Source organism: Microcoleus sp. N3A4, assembly GCF_036701805.1.
Taxonomy (GTDB): domain Bacteria; phylum Cyanobacteriota; class Cyanobacteriia; order Cyanobacteriales; family Microcoleaceae; genus Microcoleus.
This window is the reverse complement of record NZ_JAUBRJ010000008.1, coordinates 1-25,846: the sequence shown is the minus strand read 5'-3', so window position 1 is coordinate 25,846 and position 25,846 is coordinate 1. Positions and strand designations below refer to the sequence as shown.

The following is a 25,846-nucleotide window of genomic DNA, read 5'->3' as shown; positions in this document are numbered from 1 at the left end:
AGGTGAGGATTTTGCATCTTGAGTTTTTAGTGGAAGAAGCATCCCTAGAATCAGCTTTGACCCAGCTTTTGCCGAAAATATTGCCACCGACTGTTAGCTCTAAGATTCATGCTTTTCGAGGAAAACGAGATTTACTTGCTAACTTGCCTAATCGTTTGAAAGGTTATCAAGCATGGCTTCCCCCGGATTGGAAAATTGTTATTTTAATAGATGAAGATCGAGAAGATTGTCTAAATTTAAAAAAGCAACTAGAAGATATAGCAAGATTAGCCAGATTAATAACTAAATCTTCCTGTCAAAGAGATAAATCATTTCAAGTCTTAAATCTAATTGTGGTAGAAGAATTAGAAGCATGGTTTTTTGGAGACGTTCAAGCAATTTGCCAAGCTTATCCTAAAGTCTCTGCCAATTTAGCTAATCAACAACCGTATCGCGACCCCGATGCTATTAAAGGGGGTACATGGGAGGCTTTGGAAAGAGTCCTGCAAAAAGCTGGATATCATCCGGGAGGACTAGAAAAATATAAAGCCTCTAGCGATATTTCTCAATATATGAATCCTGAATTAAATCGCTCTAAAAGCTTCCAAGTCTTTTATCAAGGTTTATTAGAAATCATCAATAGTAAGCAGGTATAATCCACTTTATAGACAATTTTCGCTCTCGTCATTGCTGAGCTAGGAGGGCGATCGATGATTTAGATATCAAAGCTAGATCCGCGCTTTCGGAGGACACGCTGTAAATAAATGTAACAAAAGTTTGAGCGATCGCACCAGCGTCCTACCGTTCAACATCTTTAAGCGCATCCTGCAGCTTATGCCTTCTCCAACAATAGCAAGCACATCGCTAAGTCGGTAAATTTTCCTTCCCTTGGGGAGTTATCATCTGCCGGCAGTTGCAGCAACGTCGGCTGTGGATTTTGTTCCGTCTGCTTGAAATTATCAAGACAATTTGGGAAGGCTACCTAAAATTGATGGAAGGGCTTTATTGAATCTTTACACTGTCACGATATATTTCAAGCAATTGTGAAGTTATACTTCCGCCAGATGGCAAATTGTGTTGTTTGTGAGAATGTGCGATCGCGCAAGCCAACAAATTTTAGAGAAGTCTGCTGCCGGGAGTTGCGCGGTCGGTTAACTCTCAGTAGAATTTATCCAGGTGGTTTTTGTCGCTGACGCGACAAACTCGTGTCGAACTGCTTAAATGAGAATGTGACGTTAAGAACTTAATGTGATTTAACGTCAAAATTAAACCCAATTTCTGAGATTTGAGCTAACTTAACAAAGAAAGCCCCTGTTGCACTACTAAACCCGCAACGCTTCATTTGGGGTCATCGTCGGTCTCTAATCCAGAGCGGCCGGCTTTACAACTAAAGCTACGAGCTTTATTCAATCGCAGATTGCGTATGATTCAATTCAGGGAAACAGGGTAAAGATGGGTGCATCTACACGGATTGTATTGGTCCTAATTCCGGCAAGTCAAAAATTGTCTGCTAACTGTCTGGCCAACTACGCCGCAGATGTTCACCCAGATACGCGCAGAAAACAGCGCCGTTCGATCGTGCCAAAGTTTTTGCGGGCCGTTCTCAGGATTTAGCAGAGCCGGACATGAGTTAGTATTGTCAAGCTAAGCTGACAAAGTTTTCCTAGTTCTTGACAAAAAACGGAAAACAACTTCCATTTTTTGTGAGAAAGGCTACAATCGGAAAGGTCTTTGCAAGATCCGATTCTCAACGTTTGGTACTTCGACCCTCTGCTGTTGCATTTGAGGCAGCAGACCCGCATCCAAGGTGGCGAAAGTTTTCCGTGCAACTGTGATGTCTGACAACCAGAGTGAAAACAGCAGGCGAATCAAAAGTTCGACACCTCGAACACAAAAGTTAGAGGGTTCCGTGCCGAAAAACTTGTACGGGTAAAAGATCGAAGTACCGAGTAAAAAAGCCAGTATTTTTCGAGGTGCGATCGCTCGCATCTCTGGGTTCGCTTCCCTGGGCAAGCTATCGCAGATGATGCGGTAACTCGCTGCGAAAGAAAAAGCCGCACGCTCAATTCGATGTCGCGACGTTCAAGTCTGCGATCCATTGAACGCGATCGCTAATTCAAACCAGAACTTGAACTTTGACTCGTCGTAAAAACTGGTGCAATTTCGGTAACAGATTCAGCGATCGGACCGAAAATCTCACTATTTTTTCCTGCGGGAATGTCAATACTGGCTAACTTGTCTAAACTACAAACAGACACTATTCCACTGTTATTTATTCTTCAATTCAGGAGCATGAGGAAGGCGGCATGATCCAGGCTAACACCGTACTCGAAACCAAAATTAAACCCGAAATGGAAACAATCGAGTTGCTTCGGAACGCCGAAAGCGTTCTACCTGAGAGCGAGTTGGAACTCTTTATCGACGAAGAAGACGATCGAGAAGATTTTCTAGACTCTCAATCTGAGGAGGACGACACTAAATCTGGCAAAGGCGTCAAAGCCCGCCGTCGGGCTCAGGCAAAGAAAAAGCATTATACCGAAGACTCTATTCGTCTTTACCTGCAAGAAATCGGTCGGATTCGGCTGCTGCGAGCCGACGAAGAGATTGAACTGGCCCGCAAGATTGCAGATTTGCTGGAATTAGAGCGAGTTCGAGAACAATTGCTCGAAGAGTTAGACCGCGAGCCCAAAGACAACGAATGGGCGAATGCTGTAGATATGGCACTACCTGCATTCCGTCACCGACTTCACGTCGGTCGGCGGGCTAAGGAGAAAATGGTGCAATCAAACCTGCGTTTGGTGGTGTCGATCGCCAAAAAATACATGAATCGCGGTTTGTCTTTCCAAGATTTGATTCAGGAAGGCTCTTTGGGTCTGATCCGGGCTGCTGAAAAATTCGATCACGAAAAAGGCTACAAGTTTTCTACCTACGCAACTTGGTGGATACGTCAAGCCATCACCCGGGCAATTGCCGACCAATCCCGGACTATCCGCCTGCCGGTTCACCTTTACGAAACCATCTCGCGGATCAAGAAAACCACCAAACTCCTGTCTCAGGAAATGGGTCGCAAGCCTACAGAAGAAGAAATTGCTACTCGCATGGAGATGACGATCGAGAAGTTGCGCTTCATCGCTAAATCCGCACAGTTGCCCATCTCTCTAGAAACTCCGATCGGCAAAGAGGAAGACTCGCGTCTGGGAGACTTTATTGAATCTGACGGGGAAACACCAGAAGATCAAGTCTCAAAAAACTTGCTCAGGGAAGACTTGGAAAGCGTTTTGGATACTCTCAGCCCCCGAGAACGGGATGTACTGCGGCTGCGCTACGGCTTAGATGACGGACGGATGAAGACCTTGGAGGAAATTGGTCAAATCTTTAACGTCACTCGCGAGCGGATTCGCCAAATCGAGGCTAAAGCCCTGCGGAAGTTACGCCATCCCAACCGCAACAGCATCTTAAAAGAATATATCCGCTAGAGTAATTTGCTAGCATCACCCAAAAGAGTGATTCGCACTCTTTTTGGGGGGGCAACCCCCCGCCCGGGTTTGAGCTATAGCTGTTAAACTTTGTGCTGCTAACTGCACGGAGCAATTGGCTATTTGTTGCCCAAACCGCGCTGCCAAAATTTAGGGAGTCCGTTACGGAACTCCCAAGCTTTGCAGTGTGACAAAAGTCTTAACTAGAAAATTACATCAAGCCCCAAAAGTGAAGCACGCCTTGACCGGAAACCAATTCGATGATGACAGCGGCAGAGAAACCAATCATCGCCAAACGACCGTTCCAATTTTCGGCTCCTTCGCTGAAGCCCCAGTTCCAAGCGTTGCGTTTTTGTTCTTGCATAGTGCGAACTCCTTTCGTTAACTTTTGTAAGGCTTATGTAAATAAATATAACATTGAATTGAAAAAAGTGCGAACTTGTGAAAGTGATATCGGTCACAAGGGTCGATCGACCTTAATGATTTTACCTAACGAGGAAAAATAGCCAACTCGGTATCGGGGTCAAACAAGTGAATTTTGTCATGGGCGATGGCCAACCAAAGCTCCTCGCCAACTCGGATCGATCGCTCAGGAGGAACCCGCACTTGCATCCGCACGGCCGGAGCATCCGTCAAACAGACCCGCAAATAAGTTTCGTGTCCCAAAGCCTCTACAATTTCCACTTGTACCGAAAGATTTTTCGTAGCCGGAGGGTGAATGCTCAGATGTTCCGGCCGAATGCCCAAAATTAGCCCTCGCCCGTCATATTGTTGTAGACTTCTTGCCCAAATATCGGGTAAAGTAAAGCGAAATTGCGGGTGAGAAATCAACAGCGGAGCACTAAATTCCACAGACAAAAAATTCATCGGCGGAGAACCGATAAACTCAGCAACAAACAAATTAGCCGGCTTGTTGTAAAGCTCTAGAGGTTGAGCTACTTGCTGAAGCTGACCTCTATTCATAATAGCAATCCGATCGCCCATAGTCATCGCCTCAGTTTGGTCGTGAGTCACATAAATAGTTGTAGTTCCCAACTGTCGCTGCAACTGCACAATTTGCGATCGAGTTTCCGCCCTCAATTTCGCATCAAGATTCGATAGCGGTTCGTCCATCAAAAAAACTTCAGGATTTCGAGCCATCGCCCTACCCAAAGCTACCCGCTGCTTTTGCCCTCCCGAAAGTTGTTTCGGCAAGCGATTTAAAAGAGATTCTATTTGCAATAATTCAGCTACCTCTCGCACTCGTTTTCCTACAGCCTTTTCCCGTTCCGACAAATAGCGCAAACCGGGAGGCAGCTTCCGAGTTGCTCCTCCTAAAAAGTCCTCAAACAAAGGATAGACTTGATGATTATTTAAAGAATTAGAAGCTAAATAATTAATAACCTCTTCTACCTTATTCCTAATTTTTTCTATCTTCTGGATGTTTCCTTCTTCTCCTTGTATCTTCCCCTTTATCCCTTCTACTTTCTTCCCTCTTCCTTCTTCCTTCTTCCTTCTTCCTTCTTCCTCCTTCCTTCTTCCTTCTTCCTTCTTCCTTCTTCCTTCTTCTTTCTCTCTTTCCGAGCGGCGCAATCCAAAGGCGAGATTATCGTAAACTGTTAAGTGAGGATAGAGAGCATAATTTTGAAATACCATAGCGATATCTCGGTCTTTAGGAGGCAAATCGTTAACCACCCGATCGCCAACCCAAATATTGCCGGCCGTCAAAACTTCCAAACCGGCGATCGAGCGCAGCAAAGTGCTTTTTCCGCAGCCCGAAGGCCCCACCAGCACCATGAATTCCCCATCTTCGACCGTCAGGTTAATGCGCCGCAAAACGCTGTTAGACGAAGGGCGATCGACCGCAGGCGAGACACTTTCTGCGACGCTGTTTGCTTCTTTTTCCTGTTCTCCTTGGCGGAGCGGAAAACTTTTGTAGATATTTTCTAATACAACTTGCGCCATCAAACAATTTTAGATTTTAGATTTTAGATTTTAGATTGGGCATGGGGCATTGGGCATTGGGCATTGGGCATTGGTAATTGAGATATTCAAGGAAGGAGGAAGTTCGGTAACGAGCAGTGTACAGGATTTAAATGATTTAACGGATGGATGTTGAAGTCAGATGTCAGATGGAAAAAGTCAGATTAATTCCCCAATGCCCAATGCCCAATGCCCCATGCCCAATGCCCAATGCCCAATGATTATTGACTGCTGATAACTTTGATGATTTTTTCACCCGGATTGAGGTCAAAAACTCGATCGCCCGCAGCATCTTTCCCCCAAAAAGCTATAGCATCAGTAGCCGATCGCAGCAGGCGGCCAGAATTAGTAAAAAGTTTGACATCCGTACCCGGAACAGCCTGCAGCAAGCCAACTAAAGCATCTTTAGGTTCTGCGAAGCGAAAAGCTTGAGTGCCAATTTCGCCGCGGTTAGTAAGTCTGACAGAACCCGCAGGCATTCGTTTTGCCCAACCCAACTCCGAAAATAGCACCAGACTGTCGTCCGGGTCGAGAGTGATGCAGCCCACCAACTCTTCCTGCTTCCGCAACCTGGTTACTTGAGATCCCTGGGCCGCGCGGCCCATTGGCGGCAGTTGTTCGTCATCGATATCAAACCGGAGGACTCGGCCTCCTGAAGTTGCGATCGCCACTTGCTCGCCGACTTTGCCCAGACTCGCGCAGCGCAGCCGATCGTCATCCTTGAGTTTAACAACAGTAACGCCGCGATTAGTCAAATCAACAAATTCCTGCATCGGCAAGCGCTTAATTTTCCCTTGCTGAGTCAGAGTTACTAAATCCGCTGCTTCCGAATTGTCCGGCAAAATAAAGTGTGCAACTGTGATTTCCGACAAAGCGCGACCGGCACTTTCTTTAGTAGCACTCGGGGACAACAAACTAACGATCGGCGTTCCCCGGTCTTTGGCGCTACTACTAGGAATATCGGCGACTTTCAGCGGATAAGCTTTCCCGTTAGGAGTTAAGACGACCAAAGTGCGATCGGTTTTCGTCAGCTTTGCCGTCACAATAAAATCTTCATTTTTTTCTAAAGCTGAAACCGATTTTTCGCGACTTTTGGAGCGCGGCTTTTCTCCAGCCGGCAAGCGCCGCACGTACTGCTTGTGCGAAAATTCAACAATAGTTTCCTCTGGCTCTAGAGCGGGCAATAAGTTAGGCTGAATCGTTGCCGGCGACAACTGCTTTACCGCAGAATTTTTCTTACCAGAAAATTGTGGTTCGGCGTTGGCTGCGCGTCCGGTTCCATTGGCGAATTTAGTGCGGCGGGGGTCAGCGTACTTGCGTTTGAGCGATCGAAATTCCTTCTTTAAAGCCTTCAAAAGTTCGCGCCTGTCGCTCAACAACCGCTGCAATTCTTGAATGTTAGCCATCAACTCATCAAACTCAGACTGCAAATTTTGCCTTTCCAAACCAGTCAGCCGGCGCATCGGCATCGCCAAAATCGCATCAGCTTGACTTTCGCTCAAATTGAGGCGAACTTGCAAAGTTTGCTTAGCAGTAGTGCCGTCAGGAGAATTTCTGAGAATGTCGATCGCTGTATCGAGATTTGTCAAAGCCAACATTAAGCCTTGGACAATATGACAGCGGCGTTCTGCAGCTTGCAACTCGTAATTGTAGCGGCGGGTAAGAGTCACTTCCCGGAAATCCAGAAATTCCTGCAACAATTGTCTGAGCGTCAACTGTCGCGGTTGACCGTTAACAATTGCCAGCAAAATCGCGCCAAAATTTGTTTGCAGGTCAGTTTGTTGGTAAAGGCGAGCCAGAACCGCTTCTGGGGTAAATTCCCGCTTGAGTTCAATCACAACTCGAATGCCTTCGCGATCGCTCTCGTCACGCAAATCAGAAATACCGTCGAGGCGGCCGGCATTGACCAACTCCGCCACCTTTTCAATCCAAGCCGCCTTATTGACCTGAAACGGAAACTCCGTCACCACGATCGCCGTTTTAGTGCGAACCTTGCGATTACCTGGCACCTCTTCCACCCCGGCCACACCCCTGACCGCAATGCTGCCTCGACCCTTAGTGTAGGCGTCAACAATGCCCTCTGTAGCGACGATTTCCCCTCCGGTCGGGAAATCCGGCCCCGGAATCAGTTCTATCAACTTCTCGTCAGATAGTTCCGGGTTTTCAATCAAAGCAATTAAACCGTCTACCACCTCCCCCAAATTGTGCGGCGGGATATTAGTTGCCATCCCCACAGCAATGCCAGTACAGCCGTTGAGTAACAGAAACGGCAACTGAGCAGGCAGCGCCGTCGGTTCCTGCTGCGAACTGTCAAAGTTAGCAGTAAAATCAACAGTTGCATCGCCGACTTGGGTTAGCATAGCTTCGTGGGCGATCGGTGCCAGCCTAGTTTCCGTGTAGCGCATAGCAGCCGCCGGGTCATTGTCCACCGAACCGAAATTGCCGTGACCCGCAAGCAAAGGATAGCGGCTCGAAAACTCCTGAACCATGCGTACCAGAGCGTCGTAAACCGATTGGTCGCCGTGGGGGTGATATTTTCCCAAAACATCTCCAACGACCCGGGCGCACTTGCGGTAAGGTCGGTCTGGCGTCAGACCGAGTTCGTGCATCGCGTATAAAATTCGACGGTGAACTGGTTTTAAACCGTCGCGGACATCAGGCAAAGCTCGCCCGACGATCACACTCATGGCATATTCGAGGTACGATTGCTGCATCTCGGCGTGCAGAGGCGTAGAAATTACTTGCCCGGAAAGTAGGTTGAGTTGTTTAGCCATGAGTCCTTGTGTCCGTTAATTCCTGAGTGAAGACAGCCTCTGTCAATAATGCCGAGGTTGCCTGTCTCGAGTGAAAAGCGTTTGCCGCAGGCGAACCGAAAGTTCGACCCAACCGCCCAGTTGGAGAATAAAAATAAATTTAACTTGTGAAACAAGAATCAGAGTGCCGAAGACTGGCAACAGTTGCCTCTTACTCTCCACTCTTACCCTAACCTCTATGTTGCCTTCATTTGCGCCTACCTGTCTATTTACCGCCCGCCGTGAGAAGGTTGATTCACAGTCCTACTTTTCCTTATAATCGCTCACAATGCCGATCTTTAAGAATTCAGCAGTCAAAAGCTCTCCTCGCGAGCGGGAGAGTCTGACCGCAGCTTGATGAACAAAAGCGTCGATCTTTTAAGCCGTCTCGATCGGTCCAAACTGAGAATTGGGCATCCCCAAAAATCCCCCGCTATATTCGCTACGCCGAATGCTGCTGCGGGAGTATGTGAATAAACATTGCTTTATTCTAAGAGCAGGAAACAAAATAATTGTCACACATCCCCGACTCTAAACGAGAGGCTCGATCGAAAGAGAGGATACTAGAAACCGCCTAGCTGGGAATCTTGAGACTCTCGCCAGTGTCAGGTCTAGTTCTAAAAAAACAACTAAACTGTCTGTGTGTAGTAGTCTAAATGATGGTACTGGATGCTTCTGGGCATCTGTACACCCTCTCACAGCTAGTAGCTCAAGGATATAAATACGGGTTTTGCAGGGTTCCCGGCTGATGGCGCTAAAAACTCTGCATTTTTGACGGGGAATGTAATCCCCGTGCCGTGTTCTTCTTTGGACTAAAGTCGCAAAGTTTCCATACTTCCCATATTTATTTATGAAAACCGTTCTGATTGTAGAGGACGATTTGGTTAATGCTCGGGTTTTTTCCAAAATTCTGACTAAGCGGGGGGGCTTAGCCGTGAAGCACACGGAAAATGTTGAAGAGGTGATGCAGATTGCTGCGAACGGCGAAGCTGATTTGATTTTAATGGATGTGTCTCTTTCGCGCAGCGTGTATCAGGGAAAAGCTGTTGACGGCATCAAGATTACTCAACTCCTTAAGGCTGACCCGCAAACGGCCTCGCTGCCGATTATTTTGGTGACAGCTCACGCGATGGCCGGTGATAGAGAAACTTTTCTGAATCAAAGCGGTGCCGACGGTTACATCTCTAAACCTGTGGTAGACCATCAAGAGTTTGTCGATCAGATCAAGGCTTTGCTCCCTGAGTAAGTTGGACTAAACGGTCAAAAACTTTACTAAACTTAGTCATACTTTAGTCGATCGGTCAACATTCTGGGCGGTATGATGACATCAGTGCCGAAAACAAAGGCTTAATTATCTGGGAGAGTAAACCGAGCGTGCAAGTCAAAACTGACCAGCCTGTTACAATGTCGAACGGGAGTCCGCGTTTAGTTAAATTGGTTGAAAATATTGGATGACTCATGGCTAAAAGCTTCAACTAAAATTAATTCAATTAGGGCGTTGCTCCATCCGAATTAACGCCTGCGGACAAGAAGGAGCCGACTCCCTTGGCTGAAGCAAGAAGCATACTCTTCAGGAGCAATCCTGATTGAATGGTAAGACTTAAATAAGTTTAGCCAAGTTTTGTGCTGCAGTGAACGATACATACAGACAGAAGAAGGAAGAAGGAAGAAGGAAGAGTAAAGAAGGAACAAAGAGTTTTTTGTTTGAACTAACAAACCATTAAAACTCTTGAATTATAAATTTTTCTGGAATTCTAACTTATGCCTTCTGACGAATACCTTCTTCCTTCTTCCTTTGGATGTGCCGATGGCACAATGCTATGAGTTCTGAGTTTTAAGTTTTGAGAAAAAGAATTTAAGATTTTTCAACTCATGTGCTTAGGGGCGTGCGATCGCGAAAAACCAAAAAATCTCCGCGCAGCTCACTATTATTGCTTGCTGCGCGGCAATCTCAAAACATGAGATTAGTCTTCGTCCTCGTCGAAATCGTAACCGAGATCGTCATCCTCGTCGGCCACTTCACCTAGGGAATCATCATCAGTCTCGGCGACAAAATCGTCCTCATCAACCTCAACTTCCTCAAAATCCTCATCAACCTCAATGTCAGACCCGCGCCCAATCTCAAAACCGCTCTCGATCGTATAAGCGCGGCGCGCCGATCTATCGTCGAGCACCACATCCTCCTGCAAATCGTGGATTTCGTCATCAAACACAGCACCGTCAAAAGCCGCATCCTGAACCCCAGCATCCTCATAAGCATTGAACCCAGTCCCCGCAGGAATCAGGCGGCCGATGATCACATTTTCCTTCAAACCGCGCAGCCAGTCGGACTTACCCTCGATCGCAGCCTCAGTCAGCACCCGGGTAGTCTCCTGGAACGAAGCAGCCGAAATAAAGCTATCAGTATTCAGCGAAGCCTTAGTAATCCCCAGCAGCACCGGAGTGTAGTCAGCCGGAGCCCCGCCAGTAATCGACATCGCCTCATTCACCTGTTCCACCTGCCGCAGTTCCACCAACTCGCCCGGGAGCATAGTAGTATCGCCGCCGTCCTCCATCCTCACCTTGTTAGTCATCTGGCGGACGATCACCTCGATGTGCTTGTCAGAAATATCCACACCCTGAGACTGGTAAACGGACTGTACCTCATTCACCAAAAAGGTCTGCACCTGTTGGAAACTCTCCAAAGCGGCCTCAAAAGTAGGCTGCCGCTCTTTGAGCACGTGGAAGAACACCTCCAGAATTTCGTGAGGATTAGCAGGCCCGTCCGTCAAAGCTTCGGCGACGCCGACGCGCTGGCCGTCGGAAACGATCGGGTTTTGACCGGGTAACAAAGGATACTCCTCAATCCGGCCGTCATCCTCAATCACCGCCAGCTCGACAACATCGTCATCCGTAACTACCCTCGCCGTCCCCGGCCGCTTGGCTAAAATACAAGCTTCCTTGGGCTTGCGCGCCTCCAGAAGTTCCTCGATTCTCGGCAAACCCTGAATGATATCCCCGGTTTTTGCCCGCTCGAACACCAGAATCACCAAATTGTCGCCCCGCTGTACCAAATCGCCGTCCTCTACGTGCAGCACCGCACCCCCGGAAACCCGGTAAGGGCGAGCCACCCTGAGCACAATTTTCGCCGGTTCGGAGCCGTTGGCAGGTACAACCTTGACCACTTGACCGGACTCTTCCAAAATAATTCCCGGAGCTACTTCGGTACCTGCAACCAGCAGTTGACCGTCCCTTACTGCTGGCGTACCCGCCACAGAAATGGAAATAGAATCGGCATCGCGCATCACCAGCAGGCGGCGCACCGGTTCGTTGTGCCCTTCCCGGATGCCCCGGACGATGCCCGCTTCTTTGCAGAGAATCTCGGTGCGGGCCACGACTGCGCCAGGGGCGATCGACTGGCCGTCTTCTACCAACAGCCGCGTGTGAGTGCTGCCCTGAGTCGGGTCTGCGGACACGTCGCGCCGAATTACTAGCGATTCCAAAATCACCAACTGCAAGCGGAAAATCCTCGAAGGCGACTCGTTCTCGCCGTCAACAGGCAGCGCCAGTTCTTGCGACGCCACAACCGGCTCCGGCGTTGCCCAAGCAGGCCCGGAACCGTCGGCTCCAAAAGCCAGAGCTTCGGGTTCATCCGGCAGCAGCTCGATATCTGCTGCCAGTTGCGGAGCCCCGGAACCGATTTCCAAAATAAGCTGAGTCCGCAGCAATTCCAATCCCTCCACCGACTTGACGCGCTCCCCGTCCTTGTAGGGCAGCCGCTGGACTGCTTTGAGGGAGATCGACTCGTTGAGCGCCGTCTGAGAAGGTACGGGCGGCTTGTCGGGCACTGGAAATTCCACGACCGGCCGCAGCAGCAAAGCGGGGCCTTCGGGAGTTTCGATATATTCTGCATAGCCCAATTTGTCGGCAACCAAGCCGGGGAAAATTTCCTGACCGGCGCTGACAATTTGACCTTCCCCAAAAGTCAGGGGCGGGCGATCGACTGCGTGGAGTTCCCCGGGCTTGATCACAATCTCCCGCAAGATGTCGTTTTTCTGAGTGACTTCCACCGCCCCGCTGGTTTGGCAGAAAATATCCTTAACTACTTCGGTACCGGCCTCGACGTACTGGCCGTCTTCCACCAGCAGCAGGGAAATATCTTTGTTGACCTCGTGGCACTCTTCGGGTATCCACAGCAGGGTGCCGCCTTTGACTACTTCGTAGCCGAGTTTGGCCTTGCCCCGCTTGTGGACTTCCACCCCCGCGTACTTGACAATGCCTCCGGTAGCGGTGCGGTAGCTGTCGTCGAGCAATTCCGCGACTACTTCGCCGTTGATGACTTTGCTTCCGGGAGCTGTTTTGAGCGAAAACCGCTGGTTAGAAGCCGTTTCGATCGTGTAGTGGTCGCGGCCGCCCGCGCTTTCGGCGCGCACGATGGCTTGGTCGAGCAGGACTTGGGCGGTGATAATTTCGATTTCTCTGGGGTCAGCGATGCGGACTACGCCGCCGTGTTCGGAGACGAGTTTAGTTTCGGCGATGACGCTGTTTGCGGGAATCCGAGAGCCGTTTTTGACCGCAGGTTCGGCACCGGGGGGCAAGTTGTAGACTTCTCCCGAGAGAATCCAAATCAGCCCGCCTTTGCTGGCGGTGCGGGTGGTGTTGCCTTGGCGGTCGGTTTTTTCTTCTGGCACCAAGTCAGCAAATTTGGCTTCTCCCGCCAAGTCGGAGGCTACGTCGGTAGTGACTTTTTCCGTAGTTTTGCGGGCGGCGCGACCGGCGATGGGCACTTCGGCCAAAACTTGACCGGGAATGGCGTGCTGTCCGTCTTTGACCATCAAAGTAGAACCCTGGGCGATCGCCAGCTCAATTTTCAGTTTTTGATTTTTGGCCCCGGATTTGCCTTCTTCAAAGCCCTCGCCTTCAAATACGAGCTTGCCGCTGTTTTCTGCTACCAGTGCTTCTTCGCCGTGTCTGGTGCGGAAAGAGCGGGTACGCAAGTTCTTAAACTTGACTGTGCCGCTTGTAGGCGCTCGTTCTTGTTTGGCGACTTCGCCGGTGAATACGCCGCCGGTGTGGAAAGTCCGCATCGTGAGCTGGGTTCCCGGTTCCCCGATCGACTGAGCCGCAATAATCCCGATCGCCTCTCCCATGTCCACCATTTGCAAGTGGGCGAGACTCCAGCCGTAGCAGTGCTGACAAACCGAGCGCGTTGATTCGCAAGTCAGGGGCGATCGCAAATACACCTCTGCCACCCCTGCTTTACCGATTTCCCCCGCCAACTCTTCAGTAATCGGCTGATTTCGGACGGCTTTTTCGCTGCCGTAAGCCACGATTTCCCCGGTTTTGGGATGCACCGCATCTCGGGCAAAAACGCGCCCCAGCAGCCTGTCCTTCAGGGGTATGAGCACTGTTGCTCCGTCCGTCATCGGCCGCACTCGAATTCCCCGCTGGGTGCCGCAGTCTACTTCGCGCACGATTACGTCTTGGGATACGTCCACCAGTCGGCGAGTGAGATAGCCGGAGTCTGCCGTCCGCAGGGCTGTATCTACCAAGCCTTTGCGCGCTCCGTAGGAGGAAATAATGTATTCGGTGACTGTCAGTCCTTCGCGGAAGTTGGTTTTAATGGGCAAGTCGATGATTTCTCCTTGGGGGTCAGCCATCAATCCGCGCATTCCCACCAACTGCCGCACTTGAGAAATGTTCCCGCGCGCGCCGGAGAAGGCCATCATGTAGACCGAGTTGAGCGGGTCTGTGGCTCGGAAGTTTTTGACTACTTCGTCTTTGAGGTCTTCTGAGGTGCTGTTCCAGGTGTCGATTACTTTTTGGAAGCGTTCGACTTCGGTGATTTCGCCTCTGGTGTATTTTTGTTCGGTAATGCGGATTTCTTCTTCCGCTGCATCTAGGAGCGATCGTTTTGACGGCGGCACTTGCAGGTCGTCTACGCTGATGCTGACTCCGGCTTTTGTGGCGTAGCGGAAACCCAAGTCTTTGAGTTTGTCGGCCATTTGCGCTGTACGGGCCGTTCCGTAGTGCATGAAAGACCAAGAGATTAATTTTTTGAGCTGACCTTTGTCAACAACTCGATTGCGAAAAACAATTTCCTTATTTTCTGTCATTTCTCTGCTGTCCTTTATTAGTTCACCGATCGCTGTTGACAGTTGACTGTTGACGGTTGACGGTTGACTGTTCGCTGTTCGCTGTTCGCTGTTCGCTGTTGGCCCGAAAGCTCACCACTGACAACTGTCAACTGTCAACCGTCAACAACACCGCTAATTGTTAATTACCGATTCGATCGTTTGGTGATAGATAATCCTGCCCGGAGTAGTGCGAATGAACTGATTGATCAACTTGCCCTCTCCGTCTTCCCGAACCCGGCGGAACTTGTATTCTTTCGTCACTATACCGTCGGTCGAGCGTTCCACCTTCAGCGGTTCTCCCTCGGGTTCTATGTTTTCTATGGCGCCTTGAAACCTCACCCACACGTATGAGTGCAAGTCAACGACTCCTTGTTCGTAAGCGACAACCGCATCGGTAAGGTTGGAGAAATAGTGACCGGCTCCTTTTTGAGCGTCAGGATTTTCGGCTGTCAAGTAATAGCAACCGAGCACCATATCTTGAGAAGGAGTGACGATCGGTCTTCCGGTTGCCGGCGACATAATGTTGTTAGAAGCCAGCATCAGCAAGCGCGCTTCCGCCTGAGATTCCAAAGACAAAGGCACGTGCACGGCCATTTGGTCTCCGTCAAAGTCAGCGTTAAAAGCCGGACAGACTAGCGGGTGAAGCTGAATCGCCCTCCCATCCACCAAAATCGGTTCAAAGGCTTGAATCCCCAAACGGTGCAGTGTCGGCGCCCGGTTCAGCATTACCGGGTGTCCTTCAATCACCTCCTGAAGCACGTCCCAAACGCTGGGATCGTTGCGCTGGATCAGTTTTTTCGCAGCTTTGATGTTGTTGACTAATCCTTGGCGGATCAAACGGTGGATGACGAAAGGCTGGAAAAGTTCGATCGCCATTTCCCTCGGCAAACCGCACTGGTGAATTTTCAGTTTCGGCCCCACCACAATCACCGAACGCCCGGAGTAGTCAACCCGTTTCCCCAGCAAGTTTTGCCGGAAGCGGCCTTGTTTCCCTTCAATGATGTCCGACAGGGACTTCAGCGGGCGGTTGTTTGCCCCCACCACTGTCCGGCCCCGGCGCCCGTTGTCAATCAGCGCATCCACAGCTTCTTGCAGCATCCGCTTTTCGTTGCGGATGATAATCTCCGGTGCCAGAATTTCTTGCAGTCTCGCCAAACGGTTGTTGCGGTTGATGACTCTCCGGTAGAGGTCGTTGAGGTCGCTCGTTGCAAAACGCCCGCCGTCTAGCTGCACCATCGGCCGCAAGTCCGGGGGAATCACCGGAATCACATTGAGCACCATCCAATCGGGTTGAGAACCCGTAGCGATGAAGTTGTCAATTACCCGCAAGCGTTTAATTAACTTTGCCCGTTTTTGACCTTTAGCATTGGCAATATCTTCCCGCAACTTTTCCGCTTCACTTTCTAGCGGAATATTTTGCAGCAAAACTTGCAAAGCTTCAGCACCTATGCCTACTTCTACGCCCGTCAGCGTGGAATCTTCGCTGTAAAGTTCGTCTTCTATTTCCAGCCAAGCATCTTCCGTGAGCAATTGCTTGTATTGCAGCTTTTCTGCATTACCTGCATTTAGGACAACGTAGGCATTGAAATAAACGATTTGTTCGACATCTCGGAGCGGCATATCTAACAGAATTGCCATGTAACTCGGGATGCCTTTGAGATACCAAACGTGAGCTACTGGAGCTGCTAATTTGATAAATCCCATCCGGTGACGGCGGACGCGAGATTCAGTGACTTCAACACCGCATCTCTCGCAAACAATGCCTCTATGGCGAACTCGTTTGTACTTGCCACAATGACATTCCCAATCTTTTGCCGGCCCAAAAATGCGCTCGCAAAACAAGCCATCCATTTCAGGCTTTAATGTCCTATAATTAATTGTTTCGGGTTTTGTCACTTCTCCAGTTATCTGACCGTTGGGTAAAGTCCTCTCTCCCCACTGTCGAATTCTTTCTGGTGAAGCTAACCCTATCTTGACGTAATCAAATCGTTGTTCTATCTTAGCCATTTTGACTCCAATTGATGATTTACAGTCGATTACTTGTGGTAATTTATTTTTTTTGTTGGATTGTTTTGCGGCTTAAATCAATTTAATTCTCCTCTATATGTGACATTCCTTTTGATGTCAGAAATGACATTTCTGGACACTCCCAATTCCTGAGCAATTTTAGCAATGGATTCTCCTGCTTGAATTCTTTCTCTGATTTCAAGAGCTTGAGCAAAAGTAAATTTGCGCTCGACATGTCCACCCATCCGAGGAAGTGGAACCTCTTGACCTACTTCCTTCCAAGTGACGTGATATTTAATATCGTGTATGGTTTTGCGGCCGACACTGTATTCCTGTGCTACATCCTTCACCCTCTCTCCTGCTGCTAGCTTTTGTCGAATTTCTCGCACCTTTTCCCAATCTAATTTGGCATTGGAAAGAGGATGACTTTTTCCTTGAGTGCGTCCTTTCTTAGAAGCATCTAACAAATTTTGAGTGCGAGTACCAGCCCAAAGGTGTTCTGGATTGATGCAACTGGGATTGTCGCAGGTATGACAAGCATCCATCGAAGTCGGAAGTTCATATCCTAATTTCTCGGCTAAAACAGCACGGGTAACTGATTTTAATTTCCCATTTTTCCAGTATCTGCCATAACCTTGACCGTCCTTTCCACCTAGGAAAATAATACAGCCGCTGTCTTGAATTTCTCCTAAAAACTTGGGTGAAACTGTAGTGAAGTTATCCGGAATATTTGTCTGAAGTATCTTAGTAATAGTTTCATGTTGTACTCCATACTCTTTTACTAGGTGGTTCTTGATGGTTCCAGATAAATATTTAGTCTGAATTTCCCGCAGTTGTGCGATCGACAATATGCCAATACCCGGAATACTTTTGCGTCTGGGAGTTTTGCGATCGCGCTCCATCATCTGCCCGGTATTTTCAGCGGCAGTTCCAGCTACGAGATGTGCTGGGTTGATGCAGCTTCGATTGTCGCAGGTGTGGCAACCAAAATAACCGGAACCGAGGAACCCTGCTATTTTCGATTCGAGGACTAAACGGTGGACTAATACTGTTTTGCCATCGATCCACTTGCGCGCGTAACCGTTGCCAAACTTGCTCCCTTGCCAATTAATACAGCCCGTCGCCCGGTCAACTTCTCCTTGAATTCCTGGGACAACTGTTACAATATTCATGTTCAGCGTCTCTCCTGTTTAGAGCGTTGATTGGCCTCAGCAGTGGTACGAACACTGCCGAGGCATTTTAATTGGCACTTCTCGATTTTAGATGTGAGATGTGAGATGTAAGATTGAATGCTGTCAAACAATTCTTCAATCTAAAATCTAAAATCTAAAATCTAAAATCCCTAATCCTCCTCAAGTTCGTCACGAGAAAGCGATTCGTAAGTAGGCCGGGAGGGCGATCGCTTGCCCCCGGCATCGGCCATCAAATCCACCTCAACGTGTTCGCTGCCCTCGTCGGAGGTATTCACCTTGTGCACGGCAATATCCAAGCACAGGGATTGCAACTCCCGCATCAACACCTTGAAAGATTCCGGCGTACCGGGGCGCGGAATAGCTTTGCCTTTAACGATCGCATTGAGCGCTTCATTCCGCCCCTGCATATCATCCGACTTGACAGTCAGCAACTCCTGCAAAGTATAAGCTGCGCCGAAGGCTTCCAAAGCCCAGACTTCCATTTCCCCGAACCGCTGACCCCCCTGCTGCGCTTTGCCGCCCAAAGGCTGCTGCGTTACCAGCGAGTAAGGGCCTGTGCTGCGGGCGTGGATCTTATCGTCTACCAAGTGCACCAGCTTCAGCATATAGGCGATGCCGACTGTGATGGGGCGATCGAACGCCTCCCCAGTTCTGCCGTCGTAGACAATCGTCTTGCCGGGGTGCTTTTCGTTAAACACCCACGGCTTGCCGGTTTTTTCGCGCGCCTCCTGCAGCTTGCCGTGAACCGTTTCGCGAGACTTTTCGGCCCCGTGCATTTCGTCGAAGGGAACCATTTTGAACCGCATCGACAGATTTTCGCCGGCCCATCCGAGCAAACACTCGAAGATTTGACCGACGTTCATCCGCGACGGCACGCCCAAGGGATTGAGCACGATGTCAACCGGAGTCCCGTCGGGCAAGTAGGGCATATCCTCCATCGGCAGAATCCGGGACACGATGCCTTTATTCCCGTGGCGGCCGGCCATTTTGTCGCCGACTTGAATCTTCCGCTTTTGAGCGACGTAGACGCGGACGACCATGTTGGCGCCGGGGGGCAGTTCGTCGCCCTGTTCCCGGGTAAAAACCCGCACGTCCACCACGCGGCCTTTTTCGCCGTTAGGCACTCGCAGGGAATTGTCGCGCACGTCGCGGGCTTTTTCGCCGAAGATTGCCCGAAGCAGTTTTTCTTCTGGCGGTTGGTCGGATTCGCCTTTGGGGGTGACTTTGCCCACCAAAATGTCGCTGGCTTCCACCCAAGCACCTTTGCGGATAATGCCCTGTTCGTCTAACTGGCGCAGCGCATCTTCGCCGACGTTAGGAATTTCGCGGGTGATTTCTTCCGGGCCGAGTTTAGTTTGGCGGGCTTCGATTTCGTACTTCTCAATGTGGATCGAAGTGTAGACATCTTCGTACACCAAACGCTCGCTAATTAGCATCGCGTCTTCGTAGTTGTAGCCTTCCCAAGGCATATAAGCGACGAGGATGTTGTGGCCCAGAGCGAGTTCTGCCCCTTCGGTGGAGGAACCGTCGGCTAGCACTTGACCTGCTACGACGCGATCGCCCTCATAAATCAGCGGACGTTGATTTAAGCAAGTATCCTGGTTAGAGCGCTGATATTTTTGCAGTTCGTGTTCGATGCAGCCAGCATATTTTTGCTTCCAAACCGAGGGCTGTTTGATTTTGAGCTCGTCGTATTCCCGAATCAGGAAATGTTCTTCGCTCGAATTCGATTCGGCATCCTCAGCCAGGGGTCTGACAATAATCCGGGTGGCATCGATGTAAATCACCTCGCCGTTAATCCGGGAAACCACAACCATCCCCGAATCTCGCGCTGCCTGAGCTTCCAAGCCCGTACCGACTAGGGGCCGTTCCGGTTTCAGCAGCGGCACAGCTTGCCGCTGCATATTCGAGCCCATCAGAGCTCGGTTGGCATCGTCGTGTTCCAAAAACGGAATCAGAGAGGTGGCGACGGAGACGATTTGCACCGGCGAAATCGCCATGTAGTCCACCTGCATGGGTGTGGTGGTTGTAAATTCTTGGCGGTAGCGGACGGCTACGGTTTCGCCTAAGAGGTTGTTGTTGGAGTCGAGGCTGATGTCTCCGGGGGCGACGCGCAAATCATCTTCTTCATCGGCTGTCATGTAGACGGGGGCTTTGTCGCGCAGCACCTGTCCTTTTTCTACTGGATAAAAAGGAGTTTCGATGAACCCGTATGGGTTGACGCGGGCGTGGGTTGCCAAGGAACCGATCAGGCCGGCGTTGGGGCCTTCTGGTGTTTCGATCGGGCAAATCCGGCCGTAGTGAGACGGATGAATGTCCCGCACTGCAAACCCGGCGCGTTCCCGAGTCAGACCTCCAGGGCCCAATGCCGAAAGCCGGCGTTTGTGCGTCAGTTCTGCCAGAGGATTGGTTTGATCCATGAACTGCGATAGCTGGGAGGAACCGAAGAATTCCTTGATTGCTGCTACCAGCGGTTTCGGGTTGACCAGAGAAGCCGGGCTCAAGGAGTCGGCATCCGAGACTGTCATCCGTTCGCGGATGATCCGTTCTAAGCGGTTGAGACCGACTCGGACTTGGTTTTGCAGCAGTTCTCCGACACTGCGGACGCGGCGGTTGCCTAAGTGGTCGATGTCGTCTGTCGAACCGATGTCGAATTCGAGGTTGATCAGATAGTCGATCGCCGTCAAGATATCTTGCGATGTCAGCACCCGCACGGTATCGGGCACGGAGAGCCGTAGTTTTTTGTTGAGTTTGTAGCGGCCGACCCTCCCCAAATCGTAGCGTTTGGGGTCAAAAAAGCGGGAGTTGAGGAGCTGTTCTCCCCCCGCGACGGTGGGGGGTTCGCCCGGGCGGAGTTTGCGGTAGAGCTCCATCAGAGCTTCTTCTTCGCCGAACTGTCCTTCTTTCTCGATCGTTTTTTGGAAGTATTCCGGGTGGCGCAGCGAATCGTAGATTTCGCCGTCGGTGAGTCCGAGGGCTTTGAGCAGCACCTGGGCTGAGAGTTTGCGGGTTTTGTCGATTCTGACCCAGACTAAATCGTTTTTGTCTGTCTCAAATTTCAGCCACGCGCCGCGGTTGGGGATGAGCGAGGCGTTATACGAGCGGCGACCGTTTTTGTCGGTTTCCGATTTGTAGTACACTCCGGGCGATCGCACGATTTGGTTGACAATCACCCGTTCGGCGCCGTTGATGATGAAAGTGCCGCGCTCGGTCATCAAGGGCAAATCGCCGATGAAGACTTCTTGCTCTTTGATTTCCCCTGTTTCTTTGTTAATCAGGCGGGTGGGTACGTACATTTGCACCGAGTAGGTGCTGTCCCGGCGCTTGGCTTCGTCCACGTCGTATTTCGGGCGCTTGAGTTTGAAGTCTTTGCCCATAAAGTGGAGTTCCAGCTTGCCCGTGTAGTCTGTAATCGGGGAGAAGCTGTCGAGTTCTTCAATCAGTCCTGCTTCTAGGAACCAGCGAAAACTTGCCCGCTGGATTTCGATTAGGTCAGGCAAGGTGAAGGCGAATTCTGTGTAATCTTTAGTGGTCATGGGTGTCCTTTTTCCGCAGTGGCTCTAGCTTTTTACATGGCGCCAAGGCTGGGCGTTTTTACCTTGTTGCGTTTTTTTGATGGATTGTGTGAGAGAATTTATATGATGTTTTCGATCGCCTGCCAACTGCTGCAACGGTTATTTGTGCGGGTTGCTCGCAGTAGTTTTGTGCGGATTTTGGCTTCGCTTGAGATGCTTTTAGTTCTGATCTCTTGGTGTTTCCGGGTAAGTTCCCTACACTTTTGACTCCTAAAATTGACTTGACAGCTCTTGCCAAATTGCTGAGGTTCCAAGTTTCTTCTGATGTATAAGTTTGAGGTATTGCGTGAAGTTTTTCCCGGCTCCGAAGCTTAGCGTGCTGGGGTTATGCTGGCCGGGACTGGGCGACTGCTATGGCGCCGATAGCTAGCCAACGCCCGAGCATCGGTTGGTTCTTTTTATTATAGGACGCAAATCCGATCGCAGCAGGCAAGGCCAAAAGAATCTGAAATAAAGGATGAATCCGGTTTTTCATGCAGGATACAAATGGGATTGTCCCTATCGCTCGGCCCTAAATCGACCTTTTTTCCTCGTTTCTTTGTTCTTCTATAGCTAAACTGAAAAACCGAATAGCTGACAGGCATTTTCGGTTGTCTGCTGGGACAAAGTTAAGAGAGAAACTCCTCTCAATTTAGCAACTTGCTCGGCTACGTAGTAGACGTAAGCTGGCTCGTTGCGTTTTCCCCGTTGGGGTACGGGGGCGAGAAAAGGGCAATCTGTCTCGATTAGGATGCGATCGCTATTTACCATACAAGCTGATTCTTGTATTTGCAAGGCTTTTTTAAAGGTGACTGTTCCGCTAAAACTGATGTAGAAACCTAGGTCTAAAAACCACTGGGTTTCTTCGGCGGTACCTCCCCAGCAGTGCATGACCCCGCGCACTGGCCCGCGTGTTTGCCAAAAGTTCCTCAGCATTTCGGCCATTGGGGCGGCGGCGTCGCGACAGTGGATAATGACTGGTTTGTCAAGTTCCTGGGCGATTGCAAGCTGTGCCTCAAACACTTTAAACTGGTGTTCTCGATCGTCAGCTTTATAAAAGTCCAGTCCGGTTTCGCCGATCGCCACTACCCTCGAATCCGAACTCGCTAATTCCTTAATCTGGCTCGCCGTCTCGTCTTTCCACTTGTCGGCATCTAGGGGGTGGAGCCCAACCGCAAACGAGACTTCTGCAAACTGATTGGCGATTGCTTGAATTCCGGCAAACTCTTCTGGCTCTACGCAAGAATGAACCAGCCGAACTACACCAGCTTCGCGCCAGCGTTCTCTAATTGCCTCTAACTCATCTTTGTAAGTATCAAAGTTGATATGAACGTGAGTGTCGATGAGCTGCATCAGCGAGAAAAGTGTAGGAGAAAGGAGAGATTGTCAGAGCGGGAGATTTAGATAGGGGTAGATTGGGGCAGGAAAGGGGAAATTGGCAGGGGCGGAGCATTTTTTTTGCCTTCTGCCTTCTGCCTTCTGCCTTCTGCTGTCTACCTTCTGCTTTCGGATGCCTTCTGCCTTAAGATGCTACCGATACTTCGTGCGGCTTGAGTGTTCTCGCCAACCGGGACTTTTTGCGAGCGCCGTTGTTTCTGTGGAGTACACCTTTTTTGACAGCTTTATCGATTTTGCTGTAGGCCTCAGACATTCGCTGTTGGACTTCTTGCATTAATTCAGGGCTCGGAGCTGCGGCGTACTTGTCAACGGCCGCGAAATATTTCTTGATCAGGGTTTTGACCGCTGACTTGTAAGATTTGTTGTACAAGCGGTTGCGCTCGGCGATTTTGACTCGTTTGACGGCGGACTTAATATTTGCCATAGTTCAGTTGCTGGAAGTAGGTATTCATTGATACACCCTAGTCTAAAGACAAGGGGATTTTGAAGGACAACCTTTTCGGGAGCGATCCACAAAAAGCTGAGTCAGAGAGCCACTACTCGCTCGCTCAATCTGAGCTGAGTCTGCGGCTACTTTTTGGCGACGATCGCGCAATAATTTTTTATTGACTCATTTAACGGCCTATTTTTAGCCCCCGATGATACCCAAAGGTATGACACGGGTAGTTACGGAGGCGTGTTTCGGGTTTCCACCGTCACCACTTAAAGTCACGGTTTCTTGCGCGCAATTTTTAAGTATACAATAATTTGGCGTTTTTTATAAAAAAAATATCAGGTGTTTGAAAAACTAATATAGCATCTATTCTGCTTAAAATCCCATTCCCTGAAAAATCCAAGTTAAGCTATAACAAAGAATACGGGTTATTTGGGCTTCGGCAAGAAGCACTTAGGGAAGGTAGAAGGCACTTAGGTAGAAGGTAGAAGGCAGCCGGAGCTGAAGGTAGAAGGTAGAAGGCAGAATGAAAATTCTCCCGCACACTCTCCCCCTCGGATACTCTCCCGCTAGAACACTCTCCCCCTATGCTTTCGAGCCCTATCCCTCCGCACCCGGTTCTCTGGCGGGCAATTTCTAAGGAAGGTTGTGACTTGTCACCAGTGTTGCAAAATTCTCGACAGAGATTTAAACGCTGCACTGAAGCCTTGGAAAATGTTTCGAGTCTCGCGGTTTAAGTTTGTGGACTGGTGGTCGCCGACTTCTCCAGAATATCCCCACAAAAATTCCCAATTGTCAAGAAAATGTTAGTGAATTATTGACGGCATTCCTAATCTCCATGCTGCGAATCATTACTCAGTGGGTTGAGGCACAAGCTGAACTGCGACGGATCTGCGATCGCACCCATGACGAACTTGTCGTTCACAAAGAAGCCACCGTGCGGGAGGTGCTGCAAGCTGTAAGGCGCAGAGGCGATCGGGCTGTGCTGCACTACACTGCTGAATTTGACCGCATGACCCTAAATGTGGAAGATTTACGGGTGAGCGGCGCCGAATTGGATGCTGCTTACCAGCAGGTGTCGAAAGAATTATTAAATGCAATCCGGCTGGCTTGCAAACAGGTAGAAGCGTTTCACCGACAGCGCGTCCCGAAGTCTTGGGTGCAGTTTGGCGATGACGAGATTGTTTTGGGCAAACGCTACACGCCGGTCGATCGAGCGGGAATTTACATCCCTGGCGGTCAAGCGTCCTATCCGAGCTCGGTGATCATGAATGCGGTGCCAGCGAAGGTCGCCAAGGTTCCGAGACTGGTGATGTGTACTCCCCCCGGACAAGAGAAGAAAATGAACCCTGCCGTGCTCGTAGCGGCTCAGGAAGCGGGAGTTGATGAGATATATCGGGTGGGCGGGGCTCAGGCGATCGCAGCTTTGGCCTACGGTACGGAAAGTATTCCGAAAGTGGATTTAATTACTGGGCCGGGGAATATTTACGTCACCCTTGCTAAAAAACTGGTTTACGGGACTGTGGGGATCGATTCTCTGGCGGGCCCCTCGGAAGTGCTGATTATTGCCGACGGTTCGGCAAATCCCGTACACGTAGCTGCGGATATGTTGGCTCAAGCTGAGCACGATTCGATGGCGTCGGCAATTTTGCTGACGGCGGATTCGGTGCTGGCTAGAAAGGTGGTGGCTGAGGTGGAAAGACAACTGGTAAATCACCCGCGCCGAACTTTAACAGAAAAGGCGATCGCGAATTACGGTTTAGTTGTAGTGGTTGATTCTCTGAAGGCGGCAGCGGAACTGTCTAATGAGTTTGCTCCCGAACACTTGGAATTGCAAGTGGCAGATCCCTGGGCTTTGCTCGACCAAATTCGGCACGCAGGGGCGATTTTCTTGGGCTTATCGACGCCGGAAGCTGTGGGAGATTATTTGGCGGGCCCGAATCACACTTTGCCGACTTCTGGGGCGCCGCGCTATGCTTCGCCGCTGGGGGTGGAAACTTTTATGAAGCATTCGAGTTTGATTCAATATTCGCCGGCTGCACTGAAGAAGGTGGGTAAGGCGATTAATGTGTTAGCCGAAGCTGAGGGTTTGCCTTCTCACGCTGATTCGGTGCGGCTGCGGACTGAAAATGAGGGTGAGGGTGAGTTTTAGATGGTAGATTTGAGATTGGCGATCGAGATTTAAATAGATGAGCGGGAAAATACACAAGCAGTCAAAAGCGAGTGAAACGCAGTGAAACGAAGCAATTCGGTGGCGATTACGGTAGCTTTACATTCTGTCAGAAGTGGCAAAGTTTATTTGCACCTACCTACTTACGCACTGCGGGCTTAAGAAACCCGGTTTCTTCAAGTATCTTGCTTAAATGACGCAATTATGTTAAGAAACCGGGTTTCGGCGTAGGTAACGATCGTGTTGGTGGGAAGCGCGAAATTGTCGAAAGTAGGCGACAATCAACAAGAAATTTAAATTCTAATATCTGAGATTTAAAGGTGCATGGTATTAGACCTCTCCAAGAATTGCGAAATCTTTTGTCAGAGCGGATGAGAGCAGTTTTTCATTACTTTTTAATGGCCAGCTCAAAGAACGGAATTATAAGGGTTTTCAGCATTTATTGTTGAAAACTTGCTCAATTATAGGAGGTTGAATACTAATTTTATCCAGTTGATTTACTCACCATATTAACTCGAAAGAACTAAAGCTCCTATGCGGAGTCTTACTAATCCACACACAATTAAAATAACTTTGTTATAACTCTCTGGTCTCAGTCTAAATCTTTCTTTTGCGATGCGGAATATTTTCACTAATCTAATCATATGTTCCACATAAATACGTTGCTGTGCAGATTTTTTATTCTGCTCTTTTTGCTGCTCCGTTAATTCACCATTTTTCGGTTTTTTCTGAGGAGTAGACATTTTTTCTGCTCCTATATAAGCTT

15 protein-coding genes are annotated in these 25,846 nt (G+C 49.7%); 5 read left to right on the top strand and 10 right to left on the bottom strand.

The window, feature by feature from the left end:
• Window positions 1–2: 2 nt before the first annotated feature.
• The 3 genes from QUA56_RS06915 to rpoD all read left to right on the top strand — a co-directional run bounded on the left by QUA56_RS06915 (window position 3) and on the right by rpoD (window position 3,455).
• Window positions 3–635, top strand: a complete 633-nt coding sequence (locus QUA56_RS06915; protein ID WP_333354940.1) for a DUF4276 family protein — start codon at window positions 3–5, stop codon at window positions 633–635.
• Window positions 636–1,431: 796 nt separating this feature from the next.
• A complete protein-coding gene (locus QUA56_RS06910) occupies window positions 1,432–1,593 on the top strand; it encodes a hypothetical protein (protein ID WP_333354937.1) in 162 nt (53 codons plus the stop codon).
• Window positions 1,594–2,285: 692 nt separating this feature from the next.
• Window positions 2,286–3,455, top strand: a complete 1,170-nt coding sequence (rpoD, locus tag QUA56_RS06905) for an RNA polymerase sigma factor RpoD (RefSeq protein WP_333354934.1) — start codon at window positions 2,286–2,288, stop codon at window positions 3,453–3,455.
• A 211-nt stretch (window positions 3,456–3,666) separates the two neighbouring features.
• On the opposite strand, the gene QUA56_RS06900 is transcribed toward rpoD, so the two are convergent.
• The 3 genes from QUA56_RS06900 to QUA56_RS06890 form a co-directional block, all read right to left on the bottom strand.
• On the bottom strand, window positions 3,667–3,819 hold the full coding sequence (locus QUA56_RS06900; RefSeq protein ID WP_194063436.1) for a chlorophyll A-B binding protein: 153 nt from the start codon (window positions 3,817–3,819) through the stop codon (window positions 3,667–3,669).
• Between the two features lie 125 nt (window positions 3,820–3,944).
• Window positions 3,945–5,399: an ABC transporter ATP-binding protein gene (locus QUA56_RS06895; RefSeq protein WP_333355257.1), complete on the bottom strand. Its 1,455-nt coding sequence runs from the start codon at window positions 5,397–5,399 to the stop codon at window positions 3,945–3,947.
• A 239-nt stretch (window positions 5,400–5,638) separates the two neighbouring features.
• Window positions 5,639–8,191, bottom strand: coding sequence for a DNA topoisomerase (ATP-hydrolyzing) (locus QUA56_RS06890; protein ID WP_333354931.1), 2,553 nt, complete (start codon window positions 8,189–8,191; stop codon window positions 5,639–5,641).
• An 868-nt stretch (window positions 8,192–9,059) separates the two neighbouring features.
• Between QUA56_RS06890 and QUA56_RS06885 the strand changes: the two genes are divergently transcribed.
• Window positions 9,060–9,455: a response regulator gene (locus QUA56_RS06885; RefSeq protein WP_333354928.1), complete on the top strand. Its 396-nt coding sequence runs from the start codon at window positions 9,060–9,062 to the stop codon at window positions 9,453–9,455.
• Between the two features lie 718 nt (window positions 9,456–10,173).
• On the opposite strand, the gene QUA56_RS06880 is transcribed toward QUA56_RS06885, so the two are convergent.
• The 6 genes from QUA56_RS06880 to rpsT all read right to left on the bottom strand — a co-directional run bounded on the left by QUA56_RS06880 (window position 10,174) and on the right by rpsT (window position 22,901).
• Window positions 10,174–14,322 (bottom strand): DNA-directed RNA polymerase subunit beta'', encoded by a 4,149-nt coding sequence (locus tag QUA56_RS06880; RefSeq protein ID WP_333355254.1) that lies wholly within the window; start codon window positions 14,320–14,322, stop codon window positions 10,174–10,176.
• A 135-nt stretch (window positions 14,323–14,457) separates the two neighbouring features.
• The gene (locus QUA56_RS06875) at window positions 14,458–16,332 is read right to left on the bottom strand and encodes a DNA-directed RNA polymerase subunit gamma (protein ID WP_333354925.1); all 1,875 of its coding nucleotides are present in this window, start codon (window positions 16,330–16,332) and stop codon (window positions 14,458–14,460) included.
• A gap of 77 nt (window positions 16,333–16,409) precedes the next feature.
• Complete coding sequence (locus tag QUA56_RS06870; protein ID WP_333354922.1) at window positions 16,410–17,504, bottom strand: HNH endonuclease; 1,095 nt, start codon at window positions 17,502–17,504, stop codon at window positions 16,410–16,412.
• Window positions 17,505–17,674: 170 nt separating this feature from the next.
• Entirely contained in the window at window positions 17,675–21,061 is a 3,387-nt protein-coding gene (gene rpoB, locus QUA56_RS06865) for a DNA-directed RNA polymerase subunit beta (RefSeq protein ID WP_333354919.1), read from the bottom strand.
• Between the two features lie 591 nt (window positions 21,062–21,652).
• Complete coding sequence (locus tag QUA56_RS06860; protein WP_333354917.1) at window positions 21,653–22,432, bottom strand: TatD family hydrolase; 780 nt, start codon at window positions 22,430–22,432, stop codon at window positions 21,653–21,655.
• A gap of 169 nt (window positions 22,433–22,601) precedes the next feature.
• Window positions 22,602–22,901: a 30S ribosomal protein S20 gene (rpsT, locus tag QUA56_RS06855; protein WP_333354914.1), complete on the bottom strand. Its 300-nt coding sequence runs from the start codon at window positions 22,899–22,901 to the stop codon at window positions 22,602–22,604.
• Between the two features lie 847 nt (window positions 22,902–23,748).
• Between rpsT and hisD the strand changes: the two genes are divergently transcribed.
• On the top strand, window positions 23,749–25,062 hold the full coding sequence (hisD, locus tag QUA56_RS06850) for a histidinol dehydrogenase (RefSeq protein ID WP_333354911.1): 1,314 nt from the start codon (window positions 23,749–23,751) through the stop codon (window positions 25,060–25,062).
• 527 nt (window positions 25,063–25,589) lie between these two features.
• On the opposite strand, the gene QUA56_RS06845 is transcribed toward hisD, so the two are convergent.
• The coding region (locus QUA56_RS06845; RefSeq protein ID WP_333354908.1) for a transposase family protein at window positions 25,590–25,846 on the bottom strand (257 nt) is incomplete at its 5' end.

Coding starts and splice junctions, on each gene's coding strand:
- QUA56_RS06870 (WP_333354922.1), bottom strand. CDS start 17,504: ATGAATATTGTAACAGTTGTCCCAGGAATTCAAGGAGAAGTTGACCGG.
- QUA56_RS06885 (WP_333354928.1), top strand. CDS start 9,060: ATGAAAACCGTTCTGATTGTAGAGGACGATTTGGTTAATGCTCGGGTT.
- hisD (WP_333354911.1), top strand. CDS start 23,749: ATGCTGCGAATCATTACTCAGTGGGTTGAGGCACAAGCTGAACTGCGA.
- QUA56_RS06900 (WP_194063436.1), bottom strand. CDS start 3,819: ATGCAAGAACAAAAACGCAACGCTTGGAACTGGGGCTTCAGCGAAGGA.
- QUA56_RS06895 (WP_333355257.1), bottom strand. CDS start 5,399: ATGGCGCAAGTTGTATTAGAAAATATCTACAAAAGTTTTCCGCTCCGC.
- QUA56_RS06910 (WP_333354937.1), top strand. CDS start 1,432: ATGGGTGCATCTACACGGATTGTATTGGTCCTAATTCCGGCAAGTCAA.
- rpoD (WP_333354934.1), top strand. CDS start 2,286: ATGATCCAGGCTAACACCGTACTCGAAACCAAAATTAAACCCGAAATG.
- rpoB (WP_333354919.1), bottom strand. CDS start 21,061: ATGACCACTAAAGATTACACAGAATTCGCCTTCACCTTGCCTGACCTA.
- QUA56_RS06860 (WP_333354917.1), bottom strand. CDS start 22,432: ATGCAGCTCATCGACACTCACGTTCATATCAACTTTGATACTTACAAA.
- QUA56_RS06890 (WP_333354931.1), bottom strand. CDS start 8,191: ATGGCTAAACAACTCAACCTACTTTCCGGGCAAGTAATTTCTACGCCT.
- QUA56_RS06875 (WP_333354925.1), bottom strand. CDS start 16,332: ATGGCTAAGATAGAACAACGATTTGATTACGTCAAGATAGGGTTAGCT.
- rpsT (WP_333354914.1), bottom strand. CDS start 22,901: ATGGCAAATATTAAGTCCGCCGTCAAACGAGTCAAAATCGCCGAGCGC.